A 17,203-nucleotide genomic window follows, 5' to 3' on the forward strand; every position below is an offset into this window, starting at 1 on the left:
GATTTAGGACTTTAGACCATGTTTCAACATGTAGATCCTTATGCGGGTGACCCGATCCTTTCTTTGATGGAAGCTTTTGGTAAGGATGAACGAACTAATAAAGTGAATTTAAGTATTGGTCTTTATTATAATGAGGACACGATTGTTCCTCAACTTGAAGCGGTTAAAACAGCTTTGAAAAATATTGAACCAAGTAATGACAAAGTAAAACTGTATTTACCTATGGATGGTTCAAAGTCTTATAACGAAGCAACACAAAAGCTTGTTTTAGGTCAAAATAGCCAAGCCTGCAAAAATGGTCGTGCAGTGACGATTCAAACTCTAGGTGGTTCTGGTGCATTAAAAGTTGGTGCAGATTTCCTGAATAAATATTTCCCAGATTCAGATGTTTGGGTAAGCCAACCAACGTGGGAAAACCATATTGCGATTTTTAATGGTGCAGGTGTCAAGTCGCATTTCTACCGTTATTTTGATGCTACAAGTAATGGTGTAGATATTGAAGGAATGTTGCAAGATTTAAAACAAATTCCTGCGAAAGGTATTGTTTTACTTCACCCTTGCTGCCACAACCCTACTGGTGCAGATTTAACTCCTGCCGAGTGGGATCGTGTTATTGAAGTACTCAAAGCAGGTGATTTAATTCCATTCCTCGATATTGCTTATCAAGGTTTTGGTCAAGGTTTAGAAGAAGATGCCTATGCAATTCGTGCTTTAGACCAATCTGGCATGAACTTTATTGTGAGTAATTCATTCTCTAAAATTTTCTCACTCTATGGTGAGCGTGTCGGTGGTTTATCATTTATTTGTGATGACCAAGCAACTGCGCAAAAAGTTTTAGGTCAATTGAAAGCGACTGTGCGCCGAATCTACTCTAGCCCACCAACAACAGGTGCTTTAGTTGTGGAGAATGTATTAAACACAGCTACTTTGACTGAAAAATGGCATGCTGAACTTCAAGAAATGCGTGAACGCATTATTCAAATGCGTGAATTGTTAAAAGCAAAATTAACAGCAGCTTTACCTGAACGTAATTTTGACTATCTAACAACACAGCAAGGTATGTTTAGTTATACGGGTTTAACCGCTGAACAAGCCGATATTTTAAAAGATAAATATGCGATTTATTTACTTCGTAGCGGTCGTATCTGTGTTGCTGGTTTAAATCTTAAAAATATTGATTATGTTGCAACATCTGTAGCAGAAGTAATTAAAGCAACTGCTTAACTTGTTGATGGGTTAATTTATTCATTTATAATCAATCGCTAAGAACCCTCTTTTGAAAAATGGAGGGTTTTATTTTTATGACCTAGATTGTTTAATCTATGTTTTAGTTGACATGTCACTGTATTTTTATACAATATAAATTCTTAAACCTTTTCTAAAAAGAGTAACGCCAATGAAGTAAGTCATTTTCTCATCAATTTTATTTTTAAATTTTTGATGTGCAAAATAGATGACACTTTATTGCTAATCTCCTCCTGTATTTTTCGCAATATCTCTAATAACGCTTTGTTATTTATAGTATTTATCTAACTATTTTGTACATCCTCACACTTTGAGGATTCTTATGACACAACAAGCTTGTATCATTTCAAATTTGAGTTTGGCCTTCCCTACTCAAACTATGTTTGATCAACTAAATTTTGTGCTTTTTTCAGGACAAACTTCAGCATTGATTGGTCGTAATGGTTCAGGGAAATCATTACTTTTTAAACTTTTACACTTTCAAAACACCTCAGAAGAGACCGTAAATATACCTTATAACGGTCAAATTGCATGGCATATGCAGCATGACTATTTACCACAATTACAACGTCTAACTGCTAAAACCATCGCTGAAGCTTTAGAAATTGAACATTTCTATGCAGCATTTCAACGTATTGAGAATAATACTACTAATTTTGAAGATTATGATTTAGTTGAAAATTGTTGGGATTTACCAGTAAAGTGGCATAAAGTTTTGCTGAATGCTCAACTCCCAACAGATTTAAGTTGTCCAATTCATCAGTTGAGCGAAGGTCAAAAAACCAAATTAGCGCTATGTCGTTTATTTTTAAAGCAAGATCATTATTTACTTTTAGATGAGCCAAGTAATCATTTAGACCATACATCCAGAAAGTGGTTAATAAAATCCATTCAAGCACATACAGCGGGTGTTTGCGTGATTAGTCACGATCAACAACTTTTGAATCAAGTGCAGCATATTTATGCTTTAAATGAACTTGGCTTACAGCATGTTTTAGGAAATTATGATGATTATATTCTGCAATATCAGCAACAATTCAGCGCTTTAGAAAAATCAATTCATCAAGAAAAAAGTGAGTTGAAACAAATAAAGCAGCAGCAACATGAAAGCCTAATGAAAGCACAAAAACGACAACGTAAAGGTCATCAATTACGTGAGTCAAATTCTCAAGCAAAAGTCTTACTCGACTTTAAAAAAGAAAAAGCTGGACAAAGTTATGGCAAATTAAAAGCGCAACATATCCGTAAACACGAAGAAGCTGAAATAAACTTGCAGGAAAAACAAGTAAAATTTGAAAAAATTAAACAACAAAAATTTGAATTTCAATTTAAGACATCTAAGCAAGGTGAAGTTCTGAGAATTTATGATTTACAACTGCCCTTTGGATCTACTCAAAAAATCAACTTTTCCCTCAATGCAGGTAATAAGATTCACTTGAAAGGAGAAAACGGTATTGGTAAATCAACATTATTAAAATCCATACAGGAAAACTCACAAGACTCAGACATTTACAAGTCAGGTAATAGTCTTTATTTAGACCAAAATTTTAGTTTTCTAAATGATGAGCTTTCTGTATTGGATAATTTAGCACGTTTTAATTCGAATATTTTGGAGGTTGAATGGCGTAATTTATTGGGACAATTACGTATTCGCCATGAGAAGTCTTTATTAAAATTAGCGCAACTTAGCGGTGGTGAAAAATTAAAAGTGGCATTATTGGCAATAAGCCATAGTCAACAAAATATTGATCTTTTACTTTTAGATGAACCAGAAAACCATCTAGATATTGAATCTAAACAACTACTAGCTCAAGCCATTATTCAATTTCAGGGTGCGGTTATATTGGTTTCACATGATCATCTATTTGCAGAACAATGTGGAATACAAGAGGAATATCTATTGTTACCTTAGCGCTTGAATCTAATATTTAAAAATAAGTAAATGATTGAATAGAAATAATATTTTATTCAATCATTTTAAAATATTAGCCACAAGATGCTTGGATAATTTTATGGCTAACTGGATCTACGGTTACAGTGACGCGCTCCATACGATAATCCATCGTTACTGGCTGATTTGGCGAAACTTTTCGAACAATACTTGCTTGAGTGGATTGTTTAATTTTAGCTTCAGACATATCATTTTTCCCAACCAATTGAGCCGCTTTTGCTGCAACACATTCACTTGGTTTGCTTGGCTTTGTTTCACTTGGCAGCATCGTTGAACATGCAGAGACTGACAATGAGAGCATTGCTAAAATCACGATATTTTTCATCAATTACTTTCTCTCCATTTTTCTTTGAAAGAATACCATAACAAAAAAGTATTATTTAAGAAAATAAATATATAAAACTTATACACTTGCAGATCATTTCTGTACAAAATAATCAGTGATATTATGCATATCACTGGTACTTATTTGACGTAATTTACAATTCTGTATTAGAAATTAATCACGGTACGAATCGATTTTCCTTCATGCATTAAATCAAATGCTTCATTGATTTTATCTAAGCCCATGGTGTGTGTAACAAATGGAGCAAGTTGAATATCACCTTTCATTGCATCTTCAACCATCCCCGGAAGTTGGCTACGACCTTTCACGCCACCAAATGCGGTTCCCATCCATTTACGTCCTGTTACCAGTTGGAATGGGCGTGTTGAAATTTCTTGCCCTGCACCTGCAACACCAATGATGATGGATTGTCCCCAACCACGATGTGCGCACTCGAGTGCTGAGCGCATCACATTGGTATTGCCAATACATTCAAATGAATGATCTACGCCCCAACCTGTCATTTCTACAATCACTTGTTGGATCGGTTGTTCATAATCTTTAGGATTTAAGAAATCAGTTGCACCAAACTCTTCAGCTAGTTTGAATTTTTCAGGATTAGTATCAACCACAATAATACGCCCAGCTTTCGCTTGATGCGCACCTTGCACAACAGCTAAGCCAATACCGCCTAAACCAAATACTGCAACTGAATCACCTTGTTGAACTTTGGCTGTGTTGTGGACAGCACCAATTCCTGTGGTAACGCCGCAACCCAATAAACACACATGCTCTGGATTTGCTTCAGGGTTAATTTTTGCCAATGAAACTTCGGCAACAACGGTATATTCACTAAACGTAGAACAGCCCATATAATGGTAAATAGGTTCGCCATTATAAGAAAAACGTGTTGTACCATCGGGCATAACACCCTTACCTTGTGTGGCGCGAACCGCAGTACATAAGTTGGTTTTGTCAGATTTACAAAATAAACATTCGCCACATTCTGCTGTATAAAGTGGAATAACGTGATCACCAACATTGACCGATGTCACGCCTTCACCCACTTGAATGACGATACCTGCACCTTCATGCCCTAGAACCGCAGGGAATACACCTTCTGGATCATCCCCAGATAAAGTAAAAGCATCTGTATGGCAAACACCTGTATGGGTAATTTTGACAAGAACTTCCCCTTTTTGTGGTGGTGCAACATCAATCTCAACAATTTCCAGAGGTTTTCCCGGTGCAAAAGCGACCGCAGCGCGTGATTTCATTGCTTTAATATCCTTTAGATACAATTATAAATTTAACGAATGATCAACAGTAACCGTTTTAACTTTACTGATTCAAGTCAAAAGTAATGCTATGATAAATTTAATAAGTAAACATCAATGAAAAAGATGACAAGATTCATAACTTTAGCCCTATTTCCCATACTATTCACCTTAACTGGATGTAGTTTGCCTATGAATGAATCAAAACAACAACAAACAATAATGGTACATCACAAACATTGGATTACAGATCGCAATACAGAAATTATGCTGAATGAAGGCAAGACTGCATATTTAGCTATGAATGATGCATTCCAAAGTATAGCATCTCGTATTCATCTCATTCGTAAATCCAAATATTCACTTGATTTACAATACTATATTTGGGCTGATGATTTTATTGGTCAATTAATGTTAAGTGAGTTGCTCAAGGCTGCTGATCGTGGCGTAAAAGTTCGTTTAATCATTGATGATCAAAATGGAACAAAGATTGACGATCAATTAAGTGCACTTATCGCACATCCAAATATCTCTATAAAATTTTATAATCCCTATAAGTTTAGGCATTTTCGTGTTGTAGATTATATTTTCAGATTCAATCGAATTAATTATCGTATGCATAATAAATTGATTATTGCAGATGGTGCGATTGCGGTCACAGGTGGACGAAATATTAGCAGTGAATATTTCGATGCGAGTGAATCTTTTCAATTTACAGATATGGATATTTTATTTTTTGGCAATGCAGTCCATCATGCAAATCAAGTATTTACAGATTTTTGGAATTTTGAACTCAGCTATCCTGTCGAGCAATTTATTGCCAAAGGTAACCAACAAGATTTACTGACGTTACGACAACATTATTTAGAATTAGAACATTCAAAAAATCCAACAGATCATAAAGTTGATTTAGAACAAGAAGAACTTGCTAATGAATTGAATCAAAATAAGATCAGTTGGGCTTTTGCAGAGTTTTTAGCAGATTCTCCAAAAAAATCTTTAGGTCAAGCACATGGTGATGAATTGATTTCACATCAAATACACAATCATTTAGGTGATCCAAAACAAGAAATGGATTTGATTGCCGCTTATTTTGTTCCTACAAAAAATGGCGTGAATTTTCTGAGTCAATTTCCCAAACAAAATGTGAATGTTCGTATTTTGACGAATTCATTTGTTGCCAATGATGTTGCCTTAGTTCATGCTTTTTATCAGAAATATCGTATGGATTTACTTAAAAATGGGGTCAAACTTTATGAGTTTAAACCCTATATTGAACGTAAACGTCGTACTTGGTATGAAGTTGTCACGGGTAATGTCATTCCAGAAAAAGGTAAAAGTAAATCGAGTTTACATGCAAAATTTATCGATATTGATGACAAAGTTTTTATTGGTTCTTTCAATCTAGATCCACGCTCTTTTAACTTGAATACTGAGGTTGGATTAGTCGTAAAGTCGAATCAACTACAAGAACAAGTTTCGTATTTACTTGATCGAACACTTCTAACTGTAGCTTATGAACTCAAATTGAATAATAAAGGTGAAATTGTTTGGTTTGATCATCGTCCAGATGGCAAAGTGATTGAATATAAGGTAGATCCGCAGACAACTCGCTTCCAAAGATTAATGATGCATAGTGTTTCTTATTTGCCAATTGAATGGATGATGTAAATCTAATGTCATTACATTGTGATTATGAAATTGGACGTTCACTAGATTCTATACATTCGAATAAGCATAAGCCTTTTTCATCTTTAATCAGCTCTATATTTTTAAAACCAGCATTTTTTAAGCTTTGAAAATGTTCTTTTTTTGACATATAAAGTTGATTATTTTGCATCGCATCAGGTGCAAAAATATGATCACAAACAAAATAAACCGTTTGATTTTTACATAATTTTTTAACTTGTTGATGAAAATTAATTGCATGAGCTTTATGTCGTAACTCATGTAAAGCTTGGTGAATAATGACAACATCAAATTGCCCTAAATCTTCAAACCATCCCTCTTGTTTAAAATCGATCAATCGAAATGTTGCACGATTTAACTCACGAGTAAGTAACTTACTTTTTGATAGTTTGTGCATTGCATTTGAAAAGTCTGCTGCTGTGTAGCGAATATCTGGACAATGTTGAAGCAAATATTTTGCAAGAAAACCTGGACCCGAGCCAATATCTAAAATCTGGATATTTTCTATATTTAAATTATTGATTTTATGTACATACATATCAAAAAAATCGTATCGCCATGGACGTTTAATATTGGCTTCATTTGCCCACTCCATAGCATCTTTCGGATTTCTTAAATCGATTGGACTAGGAACTTCTTGTATTTTCATAACTTTCACTTTATTGGTTTTATCATATCTTTAATTTTAAATATTTGGATATTTTTTAATCCATACACTGAATTTAATCATAAAATCAATAGAGTCTGATATTTGAAAGATTGTATTTTAACTTTGCAACGGGGTATTTTTAAGATAATAAATTGCGTCTTCTAATACATCAAATACTTTTTTATCAATACATTGTGCAACATTAAAACGCATAAAATTTTCTGCACCTTCCGACTGGCTAAACGCATTTCCAGGTGCAAGAATCACATCATTTTTAAGACAATATTTAGACAACTCGGAAGCTAAAATACCCTGAGGTAATTTACACCATAGAAAAATTCCTGCTTTGGGAATGATCCATGGATGAATATCCAAAAGTGCTAATTTATAAATGGTTTCATTCATGACTTTAATAAGTTGTTTTTTAAGCCACTCTATGTGTTTTAAATAACTACTGTCCATTAATGCCAAATAAATGATTTCTGCATTTAAATTACTATGGCTAAAATTTGTCGCAATACGTAAATCGATTAATGCTTGAATTCGTTGAACGTTTGCAACGATATAGCCGCAACGTACTGCTGCTGAAAGTGTTTTGGTAAAACTACCAATTTGAATCACAGTATTCAACCCAGCTAAAGCTGCATAGCGAGGCGCATATTGATATTCAAAATCTGCAAATATTTCATCTTCAATAATGGTCAAATTGGCGAGTTCCGCTAGCTTCGCAATTTGAAATGCCGTTTGAATAGACAAACTTCCACCTGTGGGATTATGAATCGCAGAATTGGTTAAATAAATTTTTGGTTTTAAATTAAGCGCTTGTTTAAAATGCTCAATATTCGGGCCATTTTCTGTGAAAGGAATTGCAATTGCATTTAAATGATGGGCTTTGACCAACGCTTGAAAATTAAAATAACAAGGATCATCGATCAGAATCACATCACCGGCTTGTAGCAATAACCGAAAAATTAAATCAATCGATTGTGTAGCAGAATCAGTAATTAAAACTTGATTAGATTCTATTTTTAAATCATGGCTTTGTTTGCGCCGTGTAATTAATTGTCTCAGCCCGACATGCCCATTCGGTACAGCATAATCAATCAGCAATGCTGTTTCAGACTTTGCCGCTTGTTTTAATGCCTTGCGAACAGTTTGTTCTGGCATCCAACTACTAGGCAGCCAACCACAACCTGGTTTTAAAACTTCAGGCTTTGCATCTAAAGATTGTCGTGAAATCCAAAGCGGATCAATTTCTCTTAAATATTGTACTTTGAGTTCAGTCATTGGCAGCGTTACTATTTTCCCAATGACAAAATAACCTGCGCCTAACCGTGACTCCAACAATCCTTCAGAAACCAAACGTGTATAGGCTTCTACAATGGTAGAAACAGAATAATTTAATTGCACAGCCAATTGACGTACAGATGGTAAACGTGAACCCGCTATCAAACTTTTATTGGCAATTTGTGCTTTGACTACGTCGATTGCAATATCAATTTTAGTTTTAGCCATTTTTTTCTTTAAAATTCGGAATGATTCAGCATAATCATTTTTAGAAAAACTTTCAAATATTCATGAAATTGTATTGGTTAAATGACCAATACAGTTTTTACAAACTGTTCTGAATTGTATATATAAGCTTATCCAGCAAATTGCTTTAATCCATCGACATAGTTATCGGTTTTTACGAGCATCTGGACATGGATCGAATTTCACAAGGTTGGCTGAATGGTTTTATTGGTGTCGTCATTTTTGCAGGTTCATTACCTGCAACACGTATAGGTGTTATGGGATTTACACCTGAATTTTTAACAACTTCACGTGCCGCAATTGCAGGAAGCATCGCATTGATTTGTTTGATTATATTCAAGCAATCTAAACCGAATTGGCAACAGTTTAAAGGATTAATCATCGTTGCTTTAGGTGTTGTTATTGGTTTCCCATTATTTACGGCACTGGCTTTACAAACTGTGACTTCTGCACATGCAATTGTTTTTGTGGGGCTTCTCCCATTATCTACAGCATTTTTTGCCGTACTGCGTGGTGGTGAAAAACCAACAAAGCTTTTTTGGATCTTTGCAACTTTAGGTAGCAGTTTAGTCATTGGCTTTATGCTGTATGAAAATAAAAGTTTAAGTGTTCATCTTGGCGATTTATACATGCTAGCTGCAATTCTTGTATGTGGTTTGGGATATGCTGAGGGTGGTAAATTATCAAGAAAATTAGGTGGTTGGCAAGTGATCTGCTGGGCTTTAATCGTAGCTTTACCCATAATGCTCGTTTGCAGCTTATACTATTTTCCACATGATTTTTCTAATGTAACGTGGAAAGAAAATCTAGCACTTATTTATGTATCATTGTTTAGCATGCTCTTTGGATTTATTTTTTGGTACAAAGGTCTGGCCTTGGGCGGAATTGCAAAAGTTGGACAAATCCAGCTAATTCAACCCTTTATCGGCTTAGTATTATCAGCTATTTTATTGGGCGAACATGTGAGTTTGAGCATGATTATTGTGAGTGCTGCTGTTGTTGCGTGTGTTGCGATGGCGAAAAAATTTGCTTAAAAATATTATTCAATTTAATGATGAAATGGACGCAAAATTTATTTTGATTCGAAAATGGTTTACTTGATTATGTCTGTTCAACTAAACCAATTTCTTCAAATAAAGCTTTATATGCTTCTGCTTTAAGATCTAATGCCAATGGATAAGCTCTTGAAGAGGATGGCATCCGAAATAACGTCACATTTCGACCTGCAAATTTTGCCTGAGAAGAATAACCAATTTGAGGTTTTTCTGTACCTTCAGGCATAGATAGCATCAGAGTATCTGTTGCTTTATCACCAGTAGTCATCATGTTTTGGCAATCAGGCATCTGATCTAAAAGCATTTTTAAATTTGTAGGTGTTTCGATGTGTAAAAACTTATCCGATGCATTGCCTTTTAAACGTATGACTTGGTAAGCCGTGTCAAAAATTGCAATGCCCTTTTCTGTTAAGAAGTCACGAATCAATTGCTCTTTAAAATTCTTATTGGGTAAATCTAGAAAGTAATTTTTATCATGAAAGAAAATTAAGCCAAATATCCGCCACATATCATTTTGATAATTTGGATAATAAAAATCCATTTTCCAACGTGTTTTAGGCGGTGGAAAACTTCCCAACATCAAAAGCTTAGCATTTTGGGGTAAAAATGGCTGAAGTGGATGGGTTTCTATGGTTTGTTCTGACATGGATTAACTTACATTTTAAACAGATGAATATTTTATCTATAACTATCTGATTTGCCAATTTTTAACTTGTTAAAGCAGAATTTATATACTTAGACAATGTATTTACTCAGTATAAATTTATTCTAATACATCATCAGAAATGACCTCTGATTTTCTTCGCAATTTCGCCTGCCCAAAGTTGATAAATTTCTTTACTCGGATGAAAACCATCTTTCGCCATTTCTAAATTTAAGACTTTAAAATGCGCTAAATCAAATTGAATAAATTGATAATTTGGTTTTGAATCTACAAACCTAGCCAATTGATTATTCATTTCACTAGAATATTGCCCAAATAACCATCCTAAAGGGTTTGGTAATGCTGGAAATAAATTCATTGTAGGAACACCTGTGGCTAAAATCATCAGAGGAGAAAATCTAGTTTCAATTTCTGCATAAAACCTTTTTTGTTGCTTGATCCAACTTTTCGGTGAAATAAGTTTCGTCACATCGTTTACGCCAGCAGAAGTGATCACGACATCAAACTGCTGATGCTCAAGTAGCTTTGTTCTTTCTAAAATTTGTAAAGTCGTATCGCCTGTTTTAGCTTCCAGTTGATAATAAATAGAAAAATTCTGCTTTAATTCATGGATTAAAGAACCCAACAAAGCATCTTGCTGATGTTCAACACCCACTCCTGCTGCGGCCGAATCTCCTAAAATCAAAATGGATAAAGCTTTCCCTTGACCAATATTCCCTTTGCGATTGCCTTCAGCCTCTGGTAGACGAGGTGTGTTTTTCTTGACTTGATAACCTTGAATAATAAGGGCAGGAATTAATGCAATTGTAGACAGTTTTAGCAGCATTTGAGAATGATCATTATGAAGACAATAGATTAATTAATATCATAGCGAAATCACCAGATCAGTCATATTAAAATATAATGACTGGATAGATTTTTACGATCATTTAAGTTTTTTTGCAGAAATTTATTTGGCTAAATCTATAAAATTTAATGCAAAAGCAAAAATAAAGGTGCCAATAAATTCAAAAATTAAAATCCAATATTTTTTATTTTTAGAAATCAGATGCGCGTTGTATGTTCCTATTAAAATGATTGCAGCATACATAAGCATTTGAGTATCATTGATTTGCAAAAGGCATTGTGAAATCTCACATTGCTGATCAAAGAAAAATAAATACGATATACGTGCAAGGAAAACTAAAAATGTCGTAACCACAAAACCAATCAATATCACCATACATTTTTACTCTTTATGTTTATCAATATTTGAAAATACGACGTACTTATTTTAAAACTTAATTTTTAAAACTCAGCATAAATATCAAGGCTCTTATGAACCTTGATATAGGTTTTGTGTTTAGCACAATACATGATTTTTGAGTTAATTAGCCCAATTTATTCACAATTTTTAATGGCAATATTTTCATTGCTATACTTAAAGGTAACCAAGGCCACTGCGGTACATAAGCTTTCACAGGCTCTTTTTCAATAGCTTTGGCAAGCAAATGTGAGCCGGTTTTTTCATCAACTTCAAAAGGTAGTTTTTTTGCGCCTTCGTTAATTTCGGTACGAATATAACCAGGGAAAATAGTTGAAACTTTAATTTTCGTATCCAAAAATTCAGCACGAATCCCTTCAGCCAAATGTGCGACAGCTGCTTTACTTGCACCATAAGCTGTTAAATGTTTTGGCATGCCACGAATCGCACTCATAGATGAAATAATCACCAAATGACCAAGCTTCTGTTCACGGAAAATTTCAATAGCGGCTTCAGCTTGTGCCAATGCTGAGATAAAATTAGTTTCTACAGTGACACGGTTTATTTCAAATTTACCACTGCCAATACGACGACCATCACCTATGCCAGCATTGACAATAATACGATCTATTGTGCCAAACTCTTGTTTAAACTCACGAAAAACTTGAAACACTTGGTCGTAATGAGTTACGTCCAAAACCTTGGTAATCACTTTCACACCGTACTTAGATTCAAGTTCTTGCTTTAATGCTTCAAGACGTTCAAGTCGTCTTGCACAAACAGCTAAGTTATAGCCTTTTTGTGCAAATTCACGTGCCATCCCTGCACCAATCCCTGAACTTGCACCTGTAATTAAAATTGTTTTAGCCATCAGACATTACCTTTATATTTTCTTTTCAATTGTTGTCCATTTCAAAAAAATTCGCTTTTAGATCCACGTCAGTAATGCTGGATCTTCAGCTTTTAAATAATGATGTTCATTTAAGCTCAACAATTGAGGCTCATTCCCAACCAATCTAAGTGTCGTAAAGCTGGTATTGGCAACTGCCCAATTTAAAGCAAAAGTACGACCTGGATTCAGCTCGAGTAATTTACCAACAGCAACCGAAATAACACCGCCCGAGGTAAAAACCACAGCATAGCGTGGTTTGGTTTTCGCCAATTCATCGCATAAATTTTGCAATGCTGTTTCTACACGGTTTTTAAAATCTGGCCAAGATTCATCATATTCATGATGATATTCACCATCCGTCCAACGCCCAATTGCACCTTCAAATATTTTCGCTAAATATTCACGTGGACTATTTTCCTGCTCAACATCTTGTTTAAGCAAATGTGGTTGATTAAAACGTGGATCATATTGTGCAAAAACTTGTTGATGGTTAAATTCATCCCATGCACTGTCTGTTACAAGATTTGAATCAGGAAAACTTTCCGCCAATGCAATATTGGCAGTTTGTTGATGGCGCTGCATTGATCCTACAACGACATAGGGTGCTTCTTTTAAAATTTTATCCAAATATTGTCCCAATACTTTGGCTTGTAATTCACCATTAGGAGAAAGCTTGTCATAACTTTCTGCACCAAACGAAGCCTGTCCATGACGAACCAAATAGATCGTGGTCATTTTGCTAAAATTTCCTTCAATTTTTCCATGTATTTGTGTGCAAGCGCATTCGCTTCAAGTTTATGTAAGCCGATCAATTTTAAAGCGCGAATATGAATCGCGTGAATAACAATCCAAAAATCTTTAAATGCTTGATTATTCGTTTGTTTATGATAATAACGATAATAAATTTGTTGTGCGATAACAGCTAAACGGAATAATCCAAACACTTCATAAAATGTCCAATTTTCTGTCTGTAATCCTGTTTTTTCTAAATAATAATCAACCACTTGTTTACGGGTAAACATACCTTTTAAATGGGTAGGTTGGCGACGTGTAGATTTGAAAATTTGACTATCTGTATCTTCAACCCAATACGCTAAGGCTGAACCTAGATCCATCAATGGATCACCAATAGTAGCCATTTCCCAGTCTAAAACACCAATCACTTTTGTCGGTTGTTGCGGATCAAGAATCACATTATCAAAGCGCCAATCATTATGAATCACACAACTGCTTGAATCTTCTGGAATATTTTCATGAAGCCATTTCCGAACAAACTTAAAACTGGGTACATTTATGGTATGGGCCTTTTCATAACGCTGATCCCAACCTTCAACTTGACGACGACAATAACCATCACCTTTGCCTAATTTTTCAAGCGCTGTACCTTGGTATGGGACCTGGTGTAATTCAATCAATTTATCGAGAACATTCACACATAATTCATGTGCTTCCGTCTCACCAAATTGTAATTCAACAGGAAGTTTTGCACGTGGAATAATACCTTCAATACGCTTCATGACATAGAAATCACAGCCAATCACAGACTCGTCTTGACACAATGCCACCATTTCAGGGAGGACGGGATAAAAAGGTACTAAATTCTTTTGAACATTGTATTCACGAGCCATGTCATGGGCAGATTTGGCTTTTGTACCTTTAGGTGGGCGACGTAAAATTAAATCGACATTGTCATATTTTAAACGATACGTCCAATTCGATGCGCCACCAGAATATTGGGTCACTTGAACATGACCGTCTAAGTCTACACCTTGTGCTTTTAACCAAGTTTCAACTGCCAAGATATCAAGTTCTTCACCGTCTCTTACGTTCCCACCTACATCAATCACTGACATCATTTATTTCCCTGAATGTTTTAAGGTGTTCATCAGCTTTTACATTTTAAAATCTGAATTAATTTATAGCATTAAATAAAAGTAAAACTGCCTAAATTACATCAACAATTACAAATATTTAATAATCGAAAGTAAATAGGTTTCATCAGATTTCAATCATCTATGTTTGAAAATATCATCCATGTGAATGAAGCCTATTTAAATTACTTTTTACGTGAATCATAACCACGTTTTTTCAGTTCTAATTTTGCAATCATGCCTTTATGAACTTCATCAGGGCCATCGGCTAAACGTAAAGCGCGCGCTTGTGCGAAGAAACCTGTAAGCGGTGTATCTCTTGATAAGCCTGCACCACCGTGAATTTGCATAGCCATATCTACAACTTTTTCCAGTACAGATGGTGCAACCACTTTAATTGCAGAAATCTCGGTTAAAGCTGCCATATTGCCAAATTTATCCATTTTATAAGCAGCAAATAACGTTAACAAACGTGCTTGGTCAATTGCAACACGTGCTTCTGCAACACGTTCTAAGTTACCGCCTAATTTTAGAATTTCTTTACCAAAAGCAGTACGACTCATGCCTCGGTCAATCATCAATTCTAATGATTTTTCTGCTGCACCTATACAACGCATGCAATGGTGAATACGACCTGGACCTAAACGACCTTGTGCAATTTCAAAACCTTGCCCTGCACCACCAATAAAGTTTGTAACAGGAACACGTACATTATCAAAGCTTACCTCGCCGTGACCATGCGGCGCATCATAATCACCAAACACTGGTAACATGCGTTCAATTTTTACGCCTTGCGTATCTATAGGTACAAGAACCATTGAATGTTGATGATGACGATCTTTAGACGAATCTGGTGTATGTGCCATGAAAATAATAATTTTAGCATTTGGATCGCCTAAACCTGACGACCACCATTTTCGACCATTTAAAACTATTTCATCACCGTCGATCATCGCGGTTGCTTGCATATTGGTTGCATCGCTAGATGCAACAGCAGGTTCAGTCATACAAAAAACTGAACGAATATTTCCTGCTAAAAGTGGTGTGAGCCATTGTTCTTTTTGTTCTTCAGAACCATAACGCCACAATACTTCCATATTGCCACTATCTGGTGCATTACAATTAAAAACTGTTGGTGCAATTAAACTACGACCTGAAAGTTCGGCGATATGAGCGTATTCTTGTACAGATAAACCTACGCCTAATTCAAGATCAGGTAAGAACATATTCCAAAGCCCTGCTTTTTTGGCTTTATTTTTTAATGCTTCAAGTTGTAGTGGCCATTGCCACTTTGTCCAATCACTGCCCTGATTGAGATGATGTACTTCATTCCAAAAATCTGTTTCTACAGGTTCTATTTCATTGGTTATAAATGCTTTAGTCCGTTCTATAAAATCTTGTGCACGTGCAGATAACTCATACATAGCAAAATTCCTTAAAATAATGTGTATTTCTTGCTTTACAACACATTAACTTGAAAACTACTATGAACCCAATGATTTAATTCGATACTTCACTATGAATACTGTTCATAATAAAACAAACCTAGACATTGCGACTTTCCACCGTATCGATATCAATTTATATCCGCTTTTTATTGCGGTTTATGAACAAAAAAGTATCTCTAAAGCAGCGCAAATTTTGTGTATTACTCAATCTGCCGCGAGCCATGCCCTACAACGCTTGAGGCTACATCTTCAAGATGATTTATTTGTCCGTGCAGACAATAAAATGTTGCCTACACCATTTTCAGAACAGATCTACCAACCGATAAAAAATGCCTTATTCGCTATTCAAAATATTGCCAAACAAAAGCAAAGCTTTACACCAAATTTGATTCAGACATTAAAAATAGCGGTGCATGACGAAATCGAACCGATCATTTTCCCCCAATTAATCCATCATTTCCAAAAGTTAAATATGAATATCCAATTTTTAAGTAGTAAATTGGATCGTAAAAATGTAGTGTCTGATTTAGCTTCACAACAAATTGATTTTGTGATTGATTTAGAACAAAATCATGGTGAGAAAATCAATTTTAATCCATTGGTTAAAGATCATTTTGTGGTGTGTACACAACAAAAAATACTAAATTCGGAAAACTATTTATCAGCCCTGCATATAGGCGTATCTTCACGGCGCACTGGCATTTTATTAGAAGATATTTATTTAAATAAAAAACAATTTGCTCGGCAAATTTTTCTACGATGCCAGCATTATTCAACAGCTTTGCAAGTTTTACAGCAACATTCCACGGCGATGTTGACGATTCCAAAAACAATATTGTCTCATTTAAATCTTTCCGAAAATATTAAAATTTATGAACATCCTATTAATCTACCTCAATTGAATATGGGGATGTATTGGCATAAAGATTTGCAAGATAATTCAAGACATCAATTTTTAAGAGATGAAATTAATAAAATTTTTGCTTAGGCTATTTTGATGAATGTTTTGAGTGACTTTTTAATATTTTACGTGAAAATTGATCGGTGAATTTGCCATCTTTAAAATGCCATTGAATTTGATATGCCGACACAAAATTTCCAATAAAAATAGGTGATCTATCAATTGCTGTTTTTATTGTAAAATATCCTTTTTTTATTGACCAATCATAAGTGGAAATATTTAAAGGATATTCAATAACAACACCTGTTAATGAGTTGTTATAGACCCATTTTTGCGCCAATTTAAAACTAGAAAAAACAGCCGAGGTAAATACGGCGTTTTCCGCTCTAAATAAAAACACAGAAGAATGAGTCATTATACTACCCCTCGGTATAAAGCATGGTATTGATAAAATTTAATT

17 protein-coding genes are annotated in these 17,203 nt (G+C 34.8%); 5 read left to right on the forward strand and 12 right to left on the reverse strand.

The features are described 5' to 3' along the window. Positions 1-18 precede the first annotated feature (18 nt). Positions 19-1,224, forward strand: coding sequence for an amino acid aminotransferase (locus ACG94X_RS02870; RefSeq protein WP_419382221.1), 1,206 nt, complete (start codon positions 19-21; stop codon positions 1,222-1,224). A gap of 343 nt (positions 1,225-1,567) precedes the next feature. Beyond that, positions 1,568-3,157 (forward strand): ATP-binding cassette domain-containing protein, encoded by a 1,590-nt coding sequence (locus ACG94X_RS02875; RefSeq protein WP_419382222.1) that lies wholly within the window; start codon positions 1,568-1,570, stop codon positions 3,155-3,157. A gap of 73 nt (positions 3,158-3,230) precedes the next feature. Here ACG94X_RS02875 and ACG94X_RS02880 read toward each other — a convergent pair whose 3' ends face one another. Together ACG94X_RS02880 and ACG94X_RS02885 are read right to left on the reverse strand one after the other, a co-directional pair. Further along, positions 3,231-3,521 (reverse strand): I78 family peptidase inhibitor, encoded by a 291-nt coding sequence (locus ACG94X_RS02880; RefSeq protein ID WP_419382223.1) that lies wholly within the window; start codon positions 3,519-3,521, stop codon positions 3,231-3,233. 167 nt (positions 3,522-3,688) lie between these two features. Beyond that, positions 3,689-4,798, reverse strand: coding sequence for an S-(hydroxymethyl)glutathione dehydrogenase/class III alcohol dehydrogenase (locus tag ACG94X_RS02885; protein WP_419382224.1), 1,110 nt, complete (start codon positions 4,796-4,798; stop codon positions 3,689-3,691). Between the two features lie 192 nt (positions 4,799-4,990). Between ACG94X_RS02885 and ACG94X_RS02890 the strand changes: the two genes are divergently transcribed. After that, complete coding sequence (locus tag ACG94X_RS02890) at positions 4,991-6,469, forward strand: phospholipase D family protein (protein ID WP_419382225.1); 1,479 nt, start codon at positions 4,991-4,993, stop codon at positions 6,467-6,469. Positions 6,470-6,491: 22 nt separating this feature from the next. Here ACG94X_RS02890 and ACG94X_RS02895 read toward each other — a convergent pair whose 3' ends face one another. Both ACG94X_RS02895 and ACG94X_RS02900 read right to left on the reverse strand, forming a co-directional pair. Beyond that, the gene (locus tag ACG94X_RS02895) at positions 6,492-7,136 is read right to left on the reverse strand and encodes a class I SAM-dependent methyltransferase (protein ID WP_419382226.1); all 645 of its coding nucleotides are present in this window, start codon (positions 7,134-7,136) and stop codon (positions 6,492-6,494) included. Between the two features lie 117 nt (positions 7,137-7,253). Then, entirely contained in the window at positions 7,254-8,651 is a 1,398-nt protein-coding gene (locus ACG94X_RS02900; RefSeq protein ID WP_419382227.1) for an aminotransferase-like domain-containing protein, read from the reverse strand. Positions 8,652-8,839: 188 nt separating this feature from the next. Here ACG94X_RS02900 and ACG94X_RS02905 point away from each other — a divergent pair, with 188 nt between their 5' ends. Then, positions 8,840-9,703, forward strand: a complete 864-nt coding sequence (locus ACG94X_RS02905) for a DMT family transporter (RefSeq protein ID WP_419382228.1) — start codon at positions 8,840-8,842, stop codon at positions 9,701-9,703. A 67-nt stretch (positions 9,704-9,770) separates the two neighbouring features. On the opposite strand, the gene ACG94X_RS02910 is transcribed toward ACG94X_RS02905, so the two are convergent. From ACG94X_RS02910 to ACG94X_RS02940, 7 genes are all read right to left on the reverse strand, one after another. Next, entirely contained in the window at positions 9,771-10,370 is a 600-nt protein-coding gene (locus tag ACG94X_RS02910; RefSeq protein WP_419382229.1) for a uracil-DNA glycosylase family protein, read from the reverse strand. Between the two features lie 133 nt (positions 10,371-10,503). Beyond that, positions 10,504-11,214 carry an SGNH/GDSL hydrolase family protein gene (locus tag ACG94X_RS02915; protein ID WP_419382230.1) on the reverse strand — a complete coding sequence of 237 codons (711 nt, stop codon included), beginning with the start codon at positions 11,212-11,214 and terminating at the stop codon, positions 10,504-10,506. Between the two features lie 123 nt (positions 11,215-11,337). Further along, positions 11,338-11,610 (reverse strand): hypothetical protein, encoded by a 273-nt coding sequence (locus ACG94X_RS02920; RefSeq protein WP_419382231.1) that lies wholly within the window; start codon positions 11,608-11,610, stop codon positions 11,338-11,340. 148 nt (positions 11,611-11,758) lie between these two features. After that, a complete protein-coding gene (locus ACG94X_RS02925; protein ID WP_419382232.1) occupies positions 11,759-12,502 on the reverse strand; it encodes an SDR family oxidoreductase in 744 nt (247 codons plus the stop codon). A gap of 57 nt (positions 12,503-12,559) precedes the next feature. Then, positions 12,560-13,258, reverse strand: coding sequence for a histidine phosphatase family protein (locus ACG94X_RS02930; protein ID WP_419382233.1), 699 nt, complete (start codon positions 13,256-13,258; stop codon positions 12,560-12,562). Beyond that, positions 13,255-14,376 carry a phosphotransferase family protein gene (locus ACG94X_RS02935; RefSeq protein ID WP_419382314.1) on the reverse strand — a complete coding sequence of 374 codons (1,122 nt, stop codon included), beginning with the start codon at positions 14,374-14,376 and terminating at the stop codon, positions 13,255-13,257. Before ACG94X_RS02935 ends, ACG94X_RS02930 begins: the two co-directional genes overlap by 4 nt. A gap of 203 nt (positions 14,377-14,579) precedes the next feature. Next, complete coding sequence (locus ACG94X_RS02940) at positions 14,580-15,818, reverse strand: acyl-CoA dehydrogenase family protein (protein WP_419382234.1); 1,239 nt, start codon at positions 15,816-15,818, stop codon at positions 14,580-14,582. A 94-nt stretch (positions 15,819-15,912) separates the two neighbouring features. Between ACG94X_RS02940 and ACG94X_RS02945 the strand changes: the two genes are divergently transcribed. Beyond that, the gene (locus tag ACG94X_RS02945) at positions 15,913-16,830 is read left to right on the forward strand and encodes a LysR family transcriptional regulator (RefSeq protein ID WP_419382235.1); all 918 of its coding nucleotides are present in this window, start codon (positions 15,913-15,915) and stop codon (positions 16,828-16,830) included. A gap of 1 nt (position 16,831) precedes the next feature. Here the strand turns inward: ACG94X_RS02945 and ACG94X_RS02950 are convergent, their stop codons facing one another. Beyond that, positions 16,832-17,158: a DUF7710 domain-containing protein gene (locus ACG94X_RS02950; RefSeq protein ID WP_419382236.1), complete on the reverse strand. Its 327-nt coding sequence runs from the start codon at positions 17,156-17,158 to the stop codon at positions 16,832-16,834. Between the last annotated feature and the right edge of the window lie 45 nt (positions 17,159-17,203).

The sequence above is a fragment of the Acinetobacter psychrotolerans genome (assembly GCF_048552595.1).
In the GTDB taxonomy this organism is placed as follows: domain Bacteria; phylum Pseudomonadota; class Gammaproteobacteria; order Pseudomonadales; family Moraxellaceae; genus Acinetobacter.

Coding starts and splice junctions, on each gene's coding strand:
- ACG94X_RS02870 (WP_419382221.1), top strand. CDS start 19: ATGTTTCAACATGTAGATCCTTATGCGGGTGACCCGATCCTTTCTTTG.
- ACG94X_RS02875 (WP_419382222.1), top strand. CDS start 1,568: ATGACACAACAAGCTTGTATCATTTCAAATTTGAGTTTGGCCTTCCCT.
- ACG94X_RS02880 (WP_419382223.1), bottom strand. CDS start 3,521: ATGAAAAATATCGTGATTTTAGCAATGCTCTCATTGTCAGTCTCTGCA.
- ACG94X_RS02885 (WP_419382224.1), bottom strand. CDS start 4,798: ATGAAATCACGCGCTGCGGTCGCTTTTGCACCGGGAAAACCTCTGGAA.
- ACG94X_RS02890 (WP_419382225.1), top strand. CDS start 4,991: ATGAATGAATCAAAACAACAACAAACAATAATGGTACATCACAAACAT.
- ACG94X_RS02895 (WP_419382226.1), bottom strand. CDS start 7,136: ATGAAAATACAAGAAGTTCCTAGTCCAATCGATTTAAGAAATCCGAAA.
- ACG94X_RS02900 (WP_419382227.1), bottom strand. CDS start 8,651: ATGGCTAAAACTAAAATTGATATTGCAATCGACGTAGTCAAAGCACAA.
- ACG94X_RS02905 (WP_419382228.1), top strand. CDS start 8,840: ATGGATCGAATTTCACAAGGTTGGCTGAATGGTTTTATTGGTGTCGTC.
- ACG94X_RS02910 (WP_419382229.1), bottom strand. CDS start 10,370: ATGTCAGAACAAACCATAGAAACCCATCCACTTCAGCCATTTTTACCC.
- ACG94X_RS02915 (WP_419382230.1), bottom strand. CDS start 11,214: ATGCTGCTAAAACTGTCTACAATTGCATTAATTCCTGCCCTTATTATT.
- ACG94X_RS02920 (WP_419382231.1), bottom strand. CDS start 11,610: ATGGTGATATTGATTGGTTTTGTGGTTACGACATTTTTAGTTTTCCTT.
- ACG94X_RS02925 (WP_419382232.1), bottom strand. CDS start 12,502: ATGGCTAAAACAATTTTAATTACAGGTGCAAGTTCAGGGATTGGTGCA.
- ACG94X_RS02930 (WP_419382233.1), bottom strand. CDS start 13,258: ATGACCACGATCTATTTGGTTCGTCATGGACAGGCTTCGTTTGGTGCA.
- ACG94X_RS02935 (WP_419382314.1), bottom strand. CDS start 14,376: ATGTCAGTGATTGATGTAGGTGGGAACGTAAGAGACGGTGAAGAACTT.
- ACG94X_RS02940 (WP_419382234.1), bottom strand. CDS start 15,818: ATGTATGAGTTATCTGCACGTGCACAAGATTTTATAGAACGGACTAAA.
- ACG94X_RS02945 (WP_419382235.1), top strand. CDS start 15,913: ATGAATACTGTTCATAATAAAACAAACCTAGACATTGCGACTTTCCAC.
- ACG94X_RS02950 (WP_419382236.1), bottom strand. CDS start 17,158: ATGACTCATTCTTCTGTGTTTTTATTTAGAGCGGAAAACGCCGTATTT.